General features: G+C 36.9%; 14 protein-coding genes, 2 pseudogenes and 1 riboswitch. Of the genes and pseudogenes, 4 read left to right on the plus strand and 12 right to left on the minus strand.

The genetic code is table 11. The annotated features are described in order from the left end of the window. Nucleotides 1–362: 362 nt before the first annotated feature. The 5 genes and pseudogenes from thiE to AC1MGI_RS01020 all read right to left on the minus strand — a co-directional run. Nucleotides 363–1,001, minus strand: a complete 639-nt coding sequence (gene thiE, locus AC1MGI_RS01000; protein ID WP_480347879.1) for a thiamine phosphate synthase — start codon at nucleotides 999–1,001, stop codon at nucleotides 363–365. After that, a complete protein-coding gene (thiM, locus tag AC1MGI_RS01005; protein ID WP_480347880.1) occupies nucleotides 982–1,797 on the minus strand; it encodes a hydroxyethylthiazole kinase in 816 nt (271 codons plus the stop codon). Before thiM ends, thiE begins: the two co-directional genes overlap by 20 nt. Nucleotides 1,798–2,201: 404 nt before the next feature. Further along, nucleotides 2,202–2,999, minus strand: a complete 798-nt coding sequence (thiD, locus tag AC1MGI_RS01010; protein WP_480347881.1) for a bifunctional hydroxymethylpyrimidine kinase/phosphomethylpyrimidine kinase — start codon at nucleotides 2,997–2,999, stop codon at nucleotides 2,202–2,204. Continuing rightward, entirely contained in the window at nucleotides 2,968–3,489 is a 522-nt protein-coding gene (thiW, locus tag AC1MGI_RS01015; protein WP_480347883.1) for an energy coupling factor transporter S component ThiW, read from the minus strand. The genes thiD and thiW overlap by 32 nt, the downstream gene beginning before the upstream one ends. 154 nt (nucleotides 3,490–3,643) lie before the next feature. Next, nucleotides 3,644–3,748: riboswitch (TPP riboswitch) on the minus strand. A 171-nt stretch (nucleotides 3,749–3,919) separates the two neighbouring features. Further along, nucleotides 3,920–4,240 (minus strand): annotated as a pseudogene (locus tag AC1MGI_RS01020) (AAA family ATPase); the annotation flags it as partial. On the opposite strand from AC1MGI_RS01020, the pseudogene AC1MGI_RS01025 reads away from it, so the two are divergent. Further along, nucleotides 4,229–4,372 (plus strand): annotated as a pseudogene (locus AC1MGI_RS01025) (hypothetical protein); the annotation flags it as partial. The pseudogenes AC1MGI_RS01020 and AC1MGI_RS01025 sit on opposite strands and share 12 nt — an antisense overlap. Before the next feature lie 132 nt (nucleotides 4,373–4,504). Beyond that, nucleotides 4,505–5,176 carry a phosphatase PAP2 family protein gene (locus AC1MGI_RS01030; protein ID WP_480347885.1) on the plus strand — a complete coding sequence of 224 codons (672 nt, stop codon included), beginning with the start codon at nucleotides 4,505–4,507 and terminating at the stop codon, nucleotides 5,174–5,176. 268 nt (nucleotides 5,177–5,444) lie between these two features. Here the strand turns inward: AC1MGI_RS01030 and AC1MGI_RS01035 are convergent, their stop codons facing one another. The 3 genes from AC1MGI_RS01035 to AC1MGI_RS01045 form a co-directional block, all read right to left on the minus strand. After that, entirely contained in the window at nucleotides 5,445–6,641 is a 1,197-nt protein-coding gene (locus AC1MGI_RS01035) for an ABC transporter permease (protein WP_480347887.1), read from the minus strand. A gap of 368 nt (nucleotides 6,642–7,009) precedes the next feature. Continuing rightward, on the minus strand, nucleotides 7,010–7,621 hold the full coding sequence (locus tag AC1MGI_RS01040) for an FMN-binding negative transcriptional regulator (protein ID WP_480347889.1): 612 nt from the start codon (nucleotides 7,619–7,621) through the stop codon (nucleotides 7,010–7,012). Between the two features lie 198 nt (nucleotides 7,622–7,819). Beyond that, nucleotides 7,820–8,722, minus strand: a complete 903-nt coding sequence (locus AC1MGI_RS01045) for a DMT family transporter (protein ID WP_480347891.1) — start codon at nucleotides 8,720–8,722, stop codon at nucleotides 7,820–7,822. Nucleotides 8,723–8,882: 160 nt separating this feature from the next. Here AC1MGI_RS01045 and AC1MGI_RS01050 point away from each other — a divergent pair, with 160 nt between their 5' ends. Next, nucleotides 8,883–10,259, plus strand: coding sequence for an aminotransferase-like domain-containing protein (locus tag AC1MGI_RS01050; RefSeq protein ID WP_480347893.1), 1,377 nt, complete (start codon nucleotides 8,883–8,885; stop codon nucleotides 10,257–10,259). Between the two features lie 745 nt (nucleotides 10,260–11,004). Here AC1MGI_RS01050 and AC1MGI_RS01055 read toward each other — a convergent pair. From AC1MGI_RS01055 to AC1MGI_RS01070, 4 genes are all read right to left on the minus strand, one after another. Then, nucleotides 11,005–11,409, minus strand: coding sequence for a YbaN family protein (locus AC1MGI_RS01055; protein ID WP_480347894.1), 405 nt, complete (start codon nucleotides 11,407–11,409; stop codon nucleotides 11,005–11,007). Nucleotides 11,410–11,582: 173 nt separating this feature from the next. Then, complete coding sequence (locus AC1MGI_RS01060; RefSeq protein WP_480347895.1) at nucleotides 11,583–11,789, minus strand: hypothetical protein; 207 nt, start codon at nucleotides 11,787–11,789, stop codon at nucleotides 11,583–11,585. A gap of 168 nt (nucleotides 11,790–11,957) precedes the next feature. Then, complete coding sequence (locus AC1MGI_RS01065; RefSeq protein WP_480347896.1) at nucleotides 11,958–12,170, minus strand: hypothetical protein; 213 nt, start codon at nucleotides 12,168–12,170, stop codon at nucleotides 11,958–11,960. Between the two features lie 426 nt (nucleotides 12,171–12,596). After that, nucleotides 12,597–13,166, minus strand: a complete 570-nt coding sequence (locus AC1MGI_RS01070; protein ID WP_480347898.1) for a TetR/AcrR family transcriptional regulator — start codon at nucleotides 13,164–13,166, stop codon at nucleotides 12,597–12,599. A 190-nt stretch (nucleotides 13,167–13,356) separates the two neighbouring features. Between AC1MGI_RS01070 and AC1MGI_RS01075 the strand changes: the two genes are divergently transcribed. After that, nucleotides 13,357–13,917 (plus strand): NADPH-dependent FMN reductase, encoded by a 561-nt coding sequence (locus AC1MGI_RS01075; RefSeq protein ID WP_480347899.1) that lies wholly within the window; start codon nucleotides 13,357–13,359, stop codon nucleotides 13,915–13,917. Nucleotides 13,918–13,960: the final 43 nt, after the last annotated feature.

Below are 13,960 nucleotides of genomic sequence, written 5' to 3' on the forward strand. Positions count from 1 at the left end.
AGCGTATAGGATTTACTACGTAAAGTTAGAGGTTATTATCGGTTTATTCTAGTACTAAAAAAATAGTAAGTAGATGTAAATTATAGAAAGACATGAGCATCATACCTATGTTTGTAAAAGCTTATCCTTTTGCGAAAGTCATTTTCATAGACTTTCGCATTTTTTATTTTTAGTGATTTCTTCAGTAATAGTAATAGCACTGGCGTTACAGCGAAAGGAATCGTATACATGTGATTCTTGTCAGCTTGTTTTAACTGGGCGAAAGGCAAGAGAGACAAAGGTTATTTTATAGGTTATGACCTCACACTCTATACATCGTTTACCATGTCATATAAACGATATATAATCGAACTGCCAAATTATTAGAGAACTAGTGCTGTCATCATTTGTTTTTTTAAAAATTCCGCTGCTTTTCTCGGATCATCTGCTTTCATAATCGCCGATACAATCGCTGCACCACAAATACCGCTATCGAGAATTTGTGGAAGATTAGCAGAGGTTATGCCTCCAATCGCAACAGCTGGAATGGCAACAGCTTGGCAAATCATTTTCAGTGCTCCATGCTGTAGCATCGAAGCATCCTTTTTTGTTACAGTTGGGAAGACTGAACCTACCCCAATATAATCAGCTCCCTCTGCCTCAGCAATCAAGGCTTGTTGGACATTTTTAACGGAGACACCAATCTTCATGGACACTGGAACTAGTTTCTTTACGACAGATAAAGGGATATCACTTTGCCCAATATGAATGCCTTCTGCTTCTACTGCAAGCGCAATATCAACGCGGTCATTTATGAAAAGTGGAATAGAATAAGTCGCAAGTAATTGTTTAATTTTTAACGCTTTTTCATAAAAGACTTTTCCATCGGCTGTTTTTTCTCTTAATTGAACAGCTGTAACTCCTCCAAGAATGGCCTCTTCAATAATTTGCTCAAGCTTTCCAAGCGGGATCGATTCCTCTGTGACAAGATAGAGGCTAAGATTATCTCGTAGCATACTCATGTAATTGTACCTCCTTCATCCAAGTCGCTCCGTTCATCAGCGAGATCGTATCAATTAATTTCATTCGGAAAGTCCCAGTTCCTTCTCCTTCTGATAGCTTCTTTGCAGTTAATTCACCAGCAATACTCATGACGGAAATTCCCGCTACTGCTGCATCAAGCATCTGATCTGTAACCCCTGCAAAGCAACCAATTAAGGAAGTAGCCATACAGCCTGTTCCTGTCACTTTCGTCAAAAGGGGATCGCCATTGTTCACTAAAACAGTCGTTTCACCGTTACTAATTGCATCTGTTCTACCACTTACAACGATTGTACTGTTTAGTTCTACCGCTGCCCGCGCAGCAAGGTCCGCTCCTGCTAGAGATACCGTACCTGAATCAACACCTCGCGTCTGACTTTTCCCTCCTATTAAACTATAAATTTCACTGGCATTCCCTCTAATAATGCTCATCTTCACTTCATGAAGAATCTTCTCAGCCATCTCGATTCGATAAGGTGTTGCCCCAGCGCCAACAGGATCAAGAATGACCGGGATATGAGCAGAATTAGCAGCTTTTCCAGCTAAAATCATTGCTTCACAGGAATCGGCGTTAAGCGTCCCTAAATTTAAGACAAGTGCATTTGCAATTTTCGCCATATCTGCGGCCTCATTGACACTGGATGCCATAACAGGAGAGCCGCCAATGGCAAGGGTACTATTCGCACAATCATTGATCGTGACCGAATTGGTTATATGATGAACAAGCGGATTGGCACTTCTTACTTCCTTGAATAATAATTCGATTCTATTTTGCATGTCATTGCCTCCATATTTTTATCGTTTTAGGAGAGAAGACTCCCACTTCAATTTTGTGCAGGGCGTAGCCCAAAAATAAGTGGGAGTCTTCTCGCCTTTCCGCGCAAAGGAACACACGTTCCTATATCGTGATATTCCTGTACAAGTTGTTCTTTGAAAACTGAACATATGAGGTTGGTACAAGAAAGGCTTCGTACCGTAAAATGTTCAAGCAACATTCGCCCCACACGTATCGAAGTAGCGAAAACCAAGCAGAGTAGAACGTGTGGCAGTTCAACGTACAAGATATTAAGCACTAACCGTAGGGACTACGGGGTTAGCCTGCTAAATAACTGGTGGATACACTGGTGGTCGCAGGAATCCCCCACTTCAAATTTTTGTTAGAAAATTAAGTTGTGGGTAGTTCAAGATTGGTGTACTTTCTGAAATTGATAGAAATGGTTGACTGGACCATGGCCATTCCCAATGGCAAAGCTGTTACGGATAGCTTGCGTAATATATTCTTTTGATTGACGGATGGCATCCTCGATTTCAAGTCCGTTTGCCAAGTTAGCCGCAATGGCTGATGAAAGGGTACAGCCCGTCCCATGTGTATTTTTCGTATGAATTCTTTCACCATTCAACCATGAATAATTTGTCCCATCATAAAAAAGATCATTTGGATCTCCGGCAGAGTGTCCACCTTTTAACAAGATGGCCTTCGCTCCTAATTGCTCGAGACCCTCGCATGCTTCATATAAATCTTGTTTCGATTGAATCGTTATTCCCGATAGCGTTTCCGCCTCTGGTATATTAGGAGTAACGAGCGTAGCCATTGGGAGCAAGTGCTTTTTCAATGCTTCTACAGCATCCTCCTCCAGAAGATGATCCCCACTTTTAGCAATCATGACTGGATCAAGGACAATGTACTGAGGTTTATATGTATAAAGCATTTCAGCAACCGCTTCAATCGTTTCCGCCGAACCGAGCATGCCAATTTTCACCGTATGCACTTCAATATCGTCAAAAACGGCAGATATTTGGTCGCGAATGATTTCTTGGCTCATCGTTTGAATCGAACGAACCTCTACCGTATTTTGGGCGGTAACAGCTGTGATAACTGACATGCCAAACACATGATGTGCAGAGAATGTTTTTAAGTCGGCTTGAATTCCCGCTCCTCCACCTGAATCAGAGCCTGCGATTGTAAGTGCTGTTTTCATAAAGTAACCCCTCCAAATATTTATTTTTCAAGAAAACCTTTAATAAAATAAACGCAATACTTGCACCTGCTAAAGAACTAATTGAAAACGCTGGTAAAAAGCCAAATAAAGCCACTTTTTTCCCTAAAAACAACAGGGCAAGTGGATAACAGGCAAGCGCACCAATAATCCCGGTACCTATGACCTCACCTACACAAGCGAAACCAATCTTATTTGTATACCTGAATAATAGTCCTGCAAGCAAAGCCCCAATCATGCTCCCTGGAAAAGCAAAGATAGAACCCGTTCCAGCCATGTTTCGAATAATAGAGACGAGTAATGCCTGGGCAATGGCATAGCCAGGCCCTAACATAACGGCCGTTAATACGTTCGCTAAGTGTTGGATCGGAAAGATTTTGGCAAAGCCCATTGGAATAAAAACAAAGGAACTAGTCAGTGCTGTTAATGCTGTAATCATGGCAGTAAGTGTGAGCTTTCTAATGGAATTCATCGTTTCATCTCCCTTTTGTGTGCCCCATACATTGACCAAAATAGTTTGGAGCATTTTAAGTGGTTTGTTTAAAAAAGCCACGCACTCTGAAATAAAACCAAAAACCCCCTTCCTGAAAGTAGGAAAGGGGTAGATATCCACATATAAACTAACTGAGCTAATATCTCCACTTCCCTCCGCCGGCATGATCCGGTTCAGGTTCAAAGGGTCTAGAACAACGTTCCATCTCAGCCTCTTAAAGACTCCCCTAGTGCAATGTATATTTAATTACTGTCATCATACCATGCTGGAACAAAAATGCAATGCCTGAAAATTTGAAATTGATATTTTTTTAGGACGAGATAGGAAAATTGGATTCATGTAGCGCCTATTAACAAGCAGTAATACCTCCGCCCTTTTTTCAACAGAAAAAGCCCTACAAAGAATATTGCTAAATGTAAAAGATATAATCCTCCGGCAAAACCCTTTTTAAGAACTTCTTTGTTCGTTCTTCTTTTGGATTCACAAAAATATCTTTAGGTGTTCCTTCTTCTACTACAACGCCGGCATCCATAAAGATCACTCTATTGGCTACATCTTTCGCAAACGACATTTCATGCGTGGCGACTAACATCGTTGTTCCTTCATTGGAAATATTTTCCATGACGGTCAACACTTCACCGACTAGTTCTGGATCTAGTGCAGAGGTTGGTTCGTCAAATAGAATGATATCTGGGTTTAAAGCGACCGCTCTTGCTATACCAACCCTCTCCAAAGATACTATCGAGACGTAAGAGCTGGACTGCACAATCCACCAATGGATGACGCAACAATAAAGAAATTAGCTATATCCGCCATTGAACAAAATCAAGCTGATTTTAGTCATCATGTACCAGCAAAATAACTAGTAGGAAGAGTCTGGTATCAGTTACATAATTGCTTTTGCAATTGGACCCCAGGCTCTTTTTTTGGGATTGCCAGCCTCCATTTTGATGTATAATAAACATCAAAACGTATATGGATTGTGAGGAATTTTATGAACATGAGACAAAAGTCTACACTTGCTCTATTTCTTAGTCTGCTTTCGCTCGCAGGCTTTGGTTTGGTTGCTTTCTTCGTCAGTAACCAACAAATTGCAGCGTTTGATCAGACTGGAATCAGTATTAGCCAAGGTATAATTTCACCGACGTTAACACCACTGATGCTATTTTTCACTTTTATCGGCAAAACAGTTTCTTTCTTGTCCCTTTCTTTGATTATTTCGTTTATCCTTTACTTCGTGTTGAAACGCCGTTCTGAACTTATTTTATTTCTAGCAGTGATTGTTGGCTCGAATGTTCTTTCACAAGTCATTAAATATGCCTTTCAAAGAGAACGACCTGGAATTAATCCGTTAATCGAAGTGACTAGATACAGCTTCCCAAGCGGACATGCCACCAATGCCATTGCTTTATATGGGTTTCTGGCGTTCTTGATTTGGCAGTACATATCCAAAAGATCTAGTCGGACTCTTATTATTCTTATAAACGCGGTCCTTATCCTGACAATCGGCTTCAGTCGAATTTATCTAGGTGCACACTACCCTAGTGACATCCTTGGTGGATATTTCACGGGCGGATTCTGGCTTGCTAGTACAATCTGGTTTTTTCAGCGTTATCAGAATAAGCATGCAATGGATACTTCACAAAAAACCGTTACATACGCTTAATCACTATTTTCACATAAAGTGAAACTTCAATCAGTGGGGTTCTTACTGCCCGTTAAGCGTGGGACAAAAAGTTATCCCCCTGATTCACATCACTTCAGGGGGATATTTCTATTATTTTTTTAATGGCAGGATCGATACCGGATTAAAGGACAGTATGACTAGCTGTTAAAAGATTTACTTTTATAGGGGCCTACCGCATGTCCGTCAAGCTAAAGCAAGCCATTACTACCAACTTGGGAAACCTTGAATGATAAACAATGACTTTTCATCAACTTATTTGCCCTTGTCTTCTATTCGTATTTCTAATGAATGCAATGACGATAGCCAAAGTAATAATAAAGTAAATGGATATTGCCCATAACGCTGTTTCGAGCCCTGCTTGCATTCTGCCGTTATAATAAAGCAACGCCCTCATTCCATCTACCATATATCTAGTAGGTAAAATGGAACTAAATATTCGATGAACAACTGGTAAGGTTGCCAGAGGGATTGCTCCACCGCTTGAGAAAATCCCCATAATATTTACCGGGAACATCACCAACATTCCCCAACCACCGAATAACAGGGCAAGCGATTTAAATAAAAAGAACATGGTTATACAACAGAAAAAGGTGAACAAGAAAATAATCCATATGCTAGTAGCATGGGAGCTTCCAAAAAATCCGAATACCGATAATTGCAAAATAACTGAGACACAAAAGGATAAAATTGCCCCAAATATCAATTCAGATGTCAGCAATTTCGATTCACTTAATGAAGATTCATTCTTTTTTAGAATACCGTTTCCCCTCATCAGATATCCATGAATCATATTTGCTCCCATGAGTCCTGAAATAGAAGTAATAAGGATCATCATGAATGGAGTCATTCCTTTATTTAGATTAACCGGAAGCCCCAGTACATTTTTCATAGTAAACTTAACAGGATTATCTAATAGTAAGGCATTGTCAGGGGATAGAGTAATCCCTTTTTCATTTAATTCATTCTTAAAGTTGTTACTGAACGCTTCAGAAGTGGCAGAAGCAACTGCTTCAAGTGTATTACTAGCAATCATAGATGCTGATTGACCAACCCCCTCATTTAATAAAATTTCTAACGTTGCTGCTTTTCCATGGCCATTGCCTGAAAGTAGTAATTCTCGTACTTGAGAAAGACCCTTTGAATAATTTGCAGGAATAATTAATGCACCATAAGCTTTGTCATTTTTTAAATCATTCAATGCTTCTTGCTTATTAGTAGCGATTTTCCATTTGAAAGAATTCCCATTTTGCTTTTCGATAAGTTTTAATAAAATAGCGTCTCCCATATGGCCTCTATCTTCGTTCACAACGATTAAAGGAACATCTGTTAAATTTTGATTTCCCCCACTAAAAACAGGTAAGTAAACACTTACCATAATGAGCATGAGTAATGAAATTAACCAAATTGGAAACCAAGTAGAACTTAATTTATATAATTGCTTCACAATTTCATCCCCCATATTTCGTATACACTTATTCACAATTAGTTATGTGCAATATTGAATACGATTATTAAGGGTTCTACCGACAAAACACGGATATTATACGCTAAGCAGATTTCAATCTAAAAAAAGGCGAATTCCTTACGCATAAAGGAACCGACTTTTTAGTTTGGCTTGTTAAAACTAGTTTGATTTTCTCTGCACTTTTAGTAAAAAGGTTCTATAAGTGTCCCTTTAATGTAAACACATCTCCGTCATAAACTTTTATTACCTCATATATTCCGTCAACGAATTGATCTAAAAGAAGTTCAACAAAAAGGGCGTTAATCCTTATTGGATCAACACTCCCGTTCGTGTAGTAACATTCAACCTTATTTTTTTAGGTTTGCTTTCATTAATAATGAAATCTGTTGCTCATCTGTATTTGAAATCTGTTCCAGTTGATTAACAATTAACTCTTGTCTCTTCAATGGATGGTTTTGACTTAACTTTGCTTTTCCTTCTATTTTGTTGATTTTTATTTTGAATCCTTGAACTCCCTTGTTCATATCAGCGAGAAACTCAGCATCTACATCTTGTAAACTGTATGAACTGTCAGGAGCTTCATACTTCCATACCATATCATGTAAGGAACTCATTAACTCATGTTCATCCTCTAATAGTTCGACTTCTCCGTAAACATGAACGGTCACATAATTCCATGTTGGTACTGCTTTATTCGTCTCATACCAAGATGGGGAGATATAACAATGCGGACCATGAAAAATAGCTAAAACGGTTTGATTTTTGATATCTTTCGACTGAGGATTAGGACGAGCAAAATGTCCATATAAGTGTGAACGATCCTTGTTCAAAATTAACGGTAAATGAGTCGCAAAAGGCATTCCATCATGTTGAGAAAAAAGAGTCGCAAAACTATGTTCCTTCATAATGTCAAAAGCAAGTGTTTCGTCTTTAATTTTAAAATGTGCAGGAATATACATGTTTTTTTCTCCTCTCAGAATCTTTTCTTATCATTAAATTTATAATTTCTCTATAAGATAACCGTTTTTTTTACCACACTCCTCTTTATCAATCACAACTTCTTCATCTAATACAATTCGGTCATTCCATAATCTATATGCCATACGATTCATACCTTTTCATATTTAATTATTTAGCTATCTCTATTGAACAGGCAGTTAGTTTTTCTCTGATACAGCTCCTTTTTTTGATACGGGAGCATTTTTGCCTAATATAACAGAAAAGACAACAATCACTGCTATTACAAGAGTGAAAAATGTGATGGTTTCATCTAGAAATACTGTGGCAAATAGAATCATCAAAAATGGTTGTAAGTATTGAAGCTGACTAATTCTTGCTATTCCGCCCATAGCCATTCCGCTATACCAGGCAACATATGCTAGAAATTGACTCACCACTGCGAGATAAATAAAACTAACCCAAGCATGTATTGGAGCATGGACCATTTCGGTTGTAAGGTTTAACCCAACTGGAATAATGAAAAATGGCGCACCGATCATAATTGCCCAAGCAATCACTTGCCAGCTACCTAATTCTTTCGCTAATCTCCCACCTTCTGCGTAACTAAGTCCAAGTATAATCACCGCTGCGAGTATTGCTAAATCAGCAAATTGCAATTGACCGAATCCAAGATGAAGGGCATACATAATAACAGCTAAAGAGCCGATTATACTTGAAATCCAGAATTTGCGAGAAGGGAGTTCATCTGCCCTAAACATAGCAAATCCGACTGTTGCTAATGGTAACAGGGCTAATTCCACAGCTCCATGAGAAACAGGCAAGGTTTCCATTGCCCAAGAAGTGAGAAGAGGAAACCCTAAGACTGCACCCACAGCAACAATAAGAAGACTTTTGAATTGGCGAGGAGAAGGGAGCTTTTCTTTTCGAATAATTAATACCACAGCTACTAAAATAGCAGCAACAACTGTTCTTCCTAAACCGACAACCGTAGTCCCAAAATACTCTACTGCAATACTTGTAGATGGGAGCGTTAGACTAAAACAAATGACACCGACTAACCCTAACAATAATCCAAATTTCTCTCTGGTTTCTCTTGGCATCTGTCCTACCCCTATCTCTTTATGTTGTATTACAGCTGTTCCATTTTTTACTTTTCTTGAAAAATGGTTCTAATATAATTAAAATACTAATAGGTACACATCATAAAATAAACCATTCTTTTACCCATCTGTCCTGGTTCAGTTAAAGGAGAATCCATATATGAGCCCCAAATATATAAAAATAATGGAAGAAATTAAGCTTCGACTAGCAGATGGCTCGCTCATCGCAGGTAGTAAACTCCCTTCTGTTCGTCAGTTATCTGAGTATTTTTCATGTAGCAAAAATACGGTCATTCAAGCGTACAGTGAACTAGAAAAAGAGCATTTAATTTATTCTGTTCCTAAAAGCGGCTACTATGTTGTAAATGAATTTCAAAATGCGAAGAATGAAAATGAGGTAATTGATTTCTTATCTGCTGGTCCAGATAAAAGCATTATGCCTTATGTTGAATTTCAACATTGTATGAATCAAGCAATTGAACAATATAAAGAAGAGCTTTTTACATACTCCGATCAACAAGGGCTGTACTCATTACGCGTACAGGTCGTGAACTATTTGCAGAATTTACAGGTGTTCACTCAACCTGAAAGAGTAGTCGTTGTATCTGGATCGCAGCAAGCCCTTAATTTATTAGTTTCCATGCCATTTCCTAATGGAAAAAACAATATTCTAATTGAACAGCCTACCTATTTCGGCTTCATTGAGTCCATCAATCTGCACCAAGCCAATACTTTTGGAATTGAGTTATCGATGGAAGGCATTGATCTTGATCGTCTGGAATACATTTTTCGAAATAATGATATAAAATTTTTCTATATTATTCCGAGATTTCACAATCCACTTGGACATTGTTACTCGAATAGCGAAAAGAAAAAAATCGTTGAGTTAGCTGAAAAATACGATGTATATATAGTGGAAGATGATTTTTTAGGAGACCTTGATCCAAATGCAAAATCAGATCCTTTATTTTCTTTTGATCCTTCTGGGAGAGTCATTTATATTAAAAGCTTTTCTAAAATATTCCTACCGGGATTAAGGATTGCTACTGTCGTTCTTCCTACATTAATGATTAACAATTTTTTACGATATAAATTTAGTTCGGATTTTAATAGTTCAGCACTTTCTCAAGGTGCGCTAGAAATCTATTTAAAAAGTGGGATGTTTACTAGCCATCTCAAAAAAGTAAAAGAGGTATACCGTACTAAAATGCAGAGCCTAAAAGAAGCATGTGACTTATTGCTACCAGCTAATACTCATTTTTCTAAACCGACTTCAGGGTTCTATCTATCCATCAGTTTGCCCGAGCATGTGACAGCAAAACAGATAGTTCATATGCTAAACGAGCAGCATATATATGTTGATGATGCCTCTAGAATGTTTTTACCAGAATATAAAAAGGAAAATCTCCTTCGATTAAGCATCTCTCAAGTGGACGAGAGTCAAATTAAACGAGGGGTAGAGCAATTGGCTTACTGTATTGCTTTAATTGACAGTAGAAAAAATCATATTGCTCCAAATAACTTTTTACTCTTTTAGTATAAGTAAGGGCAACATCAGGACTCTGCATTTCCAACGCTAAGAAAGTATTCTCAAAACAGTTGTTTATGTGGCTAAGAATTTGAGTAATTATTTGAGGCATATTTACTCTCCAAGTCTCCAAACTTTTAAATAAAATCCCCCCACGGGATAGGAACACGTTCACTTCCTAGGTAAATTTTCATGTAAACCGGCGATTTCAAACTCTATCCATCGCCTTCGCTCACTTAGAATATAGATAAATGTGCTTTGAAATAAGGTTTGATCAAAAATACCTCGCAAACCCATATTTTACAATAAATAAAAAGACTCCATTTTGAAAAAAGATTGATCAAAATGGAGTCTTAGCCAACAGATTTAAGTTTCGGTTTTATAAAAAGGTTTGATCATTTGCTACCTGTGTTGAGGATCGTTTTAAAGACTTTATTGGGTCAGATCAAAAACATCGCTTCAATCTTATTAAAGAAAAGCACCCTGTTCGCTTAACAAGTAGTCTCCGCATATGACCATTCTCTTGCATGTTTCAAAGTAATATCAATAAACATTGATAAAGCTAGGGGAATCCACTTGTTTTTATGATAAGCGACTTCGGAGAAAATCTGTTTAAAGCCGCCAACGCAGGGTATAATCTTTAACCTTCCTCTCCTCATTTCATCATTTACTGTCATTAAGGTAAACATGCAACACCAAGCCCACTAATTACACAACGTTAATTCTTTTTACTGTCCCTGTAGGAAAGCCAGTTTCACGCTCCTTGTTTCGTCCTGTTTCGGTCAATTGTCTTAATTTTTTTAATGAAATAATAATGTTTGTAGAGAGCACTCACTACCAACAGGATTTTCACTAACAGGATGTCCACATAAAATACAGAAATTACGATGAAGAAATCGGCAACTACATTGATTCTGATTTTCTCTTTTCGAGTCATCCCCTTTTTTTGTAGGAATGCTTCAACGTATTTCTCATATAATGAGGTGCTTTTGAACCAGTTTTCAATCGACTTGGAACTTTTTGCAAAGCAAAAAGCAGCGAATAAGTAAAACGGACCACCCGGTAGAACGGGTAACACAGTCCCTGCAACACCAATCACAAGGGATATAAATCCAAGAAACAAAAACAGGATACTTTTTACTTTTTTAATTGTAATCACCTTTTTTTTTTATATTTTACTCCCTTATAACGTACAGAGAAAGTCCAATTGATTCAACATCACTGATTAGTATCTTACCATTTCCTTATTGAACTAATCTGCACCGATAGTACAAGAAGCTACTGTTCTTATTGAACAATCGCACCTGTTTGTTGAACAAAATTTAATATTATTTAATCCTTTTTATCTTGATTAAGAACTTTAATTATTTCAGTAAGTTTCTCGTTTTTTTCTCGGTCTAATTTTGTCTTTTCATTCATGAACTTAATTACTTTAATTACGAAATAAATAGCAAAAATAGTAAGAACTAAATAAAAAATAATAGGTAAGAAAGTTAAAAGAACAAACATACTATCTGACGCAAACAATGTATGACCCATATTAATCCTCCTAAATAATTAGATATTAAATATCATACAGTATATACTTCAACAAAACTGTCCATTACTTTAAGTACATTTATTCACAATCTCAATAGTTAGTATTGGGCCCTCACTTTTAAAGAACTTTTTTGTTTTTTAAACGATTATATTATTTTTCAGACAACTTTATTGGTCGTAAACATCACAAGTAGCTGAGGTGAGTGACCAGAAATGTTTCTGCCCTATCACCACAGTACCTCCATTATCTATGCACGTCTCTAATATAGATTTGTTCGCTTGGTAATTCCTTTCAATTTGTTTAATCCGTACACCACCTATTATTAGAATAACAGTGCTTACAGATATTGCGATAAGCATATTTCGTTTATTTTTATTCAATTCTGAACACTCCTTTCATATTATAAGGATTATCATTTATTGTAGAAAGTCATAAAGTGAAACTTCCATCAGTGGGGGTTTTACAGCCTGTTAAACCGGAATAAAAAATAAAGGGCGATACATATTAGTCATGTATAATATGTATCGCCCTTTTATTCTCTCTCAGTAATCGCGCCCTATAATGGAATAACTTAAATATGATTTCAATCTAACAATCAATCAAGTTTCCTTTCATTAAAGCACTTCTGGTTTAATTGCCTTCTTTCACAATGTTATATGTAATGTCACTATGATGAAGATAAAATAATATCCGATCCAATTTGTAAACATGCCACCATTCAAACTCCGATTCCAGCTACACCAAATCTTCATACATGAGGAAGAAATTTTTAATGCTTTCATTTGCAACATATTTTACTGTGCTTGTTAGTTTTTAGAACCAGAATCAATCCCAGACATTATATAAGGAATGGCTAATTTGATAAATTCTTCCGGTGGTATCTGCTTACTATCTCTTCTCCATTCTACAGAGGCCCCGTAAATTCCCCAGCTTAATAGGACAGCGGTAATTTTTAGAGCTTCATCCTCTTCAGTTTTATTTTGTTTTAACAACATTTTGTAAAGAATGATTTCGAGCTGTTCCCTAATAATACGGGCAATGGTTTCTTCGTAGCCTCTATGGCAACGATTGGATAATGACTTTTGAAAATTTGTTATAGCTTTAAAGATACTACCGAAAGCTTCCTCATTTAGTTCACCATTCTGGTAAAAATCATAATTCAAATTAACTAATAATACTTCTGATAATACCTTCTCTAATAAGTCATATATATCTTCAAAATGATAATAAAAAGTTGCACGATTAATCATCGCTTCAGAAGTTATATCCTTTATGGTAATATTCTTAAATTCCTTTTTCCCTGAAAGTTCAATGAAAGAATCCATAATTAATTTGCGAGTACGTAGAACTCGGGGGTCCGTCTTTGATTGAGTCATTTTGTTATCACTCCTACTTTTTAAACAATTTCTTAAATATGTTGTATAAACGACAAATCCATAGAACTACTGGTGTTGATGATTTTCATTATGAGTTAAAATTCAATTGTAAAGCAAATAATATATTGCTTCTTTGAAAAGTAAAGCGAACATAAGACGTTCTGCTAAAGTAATTTTAGGAGGAATCAATATGGTTAAAATCGGTATCATTACTGGGAGTACAAGAGATTCAAGAGTAAATACACAAGTTGCAGAATGGGTGAAATCAATCGCAGACAAAAGAACGGATGCTGAATTTGAGTTGGTAGATATTAAAGATTACAACCTACCAAGATACAATGAATCTGTTCCTGCTATTATGACACAGGACTATAAAACTCCAGAAGCTTATCCTTGGTCAAAGAAGATTAGTGAACTTGATGGGTTTGTTTTCATAACTCCTGAATACAACAAAGCCATTACGTCTGGGTTAAAAGATGCGATCGATTACTTATATGTCGAGTGGAACAATAAGGCCGCCGGAATTGTAAGTTACGGTTCTTCTCTTGGAGTTACAGCAGCTAATAACTTACGTTTAATTTTAACAGTACCAGCAGTTGCAACAGTACGAACACAACCGGCACTAAGTCTCTTTACGGATTTTGAAAATATGTCAACCTTTAAACCGGCACCGTTTCATGAAGAAACCATTCAAACAATGTTGAATGAGGTCGTAGCTTGGTCTACTGCATTGAAAACAATTAGGAGATAATCCCAATAAATAATGTTAAGCGAGGTATAAGCATTTTTCTTCT

This window comes from Peribacillus sp. BM1 (genome assembly GCF_056679975.1).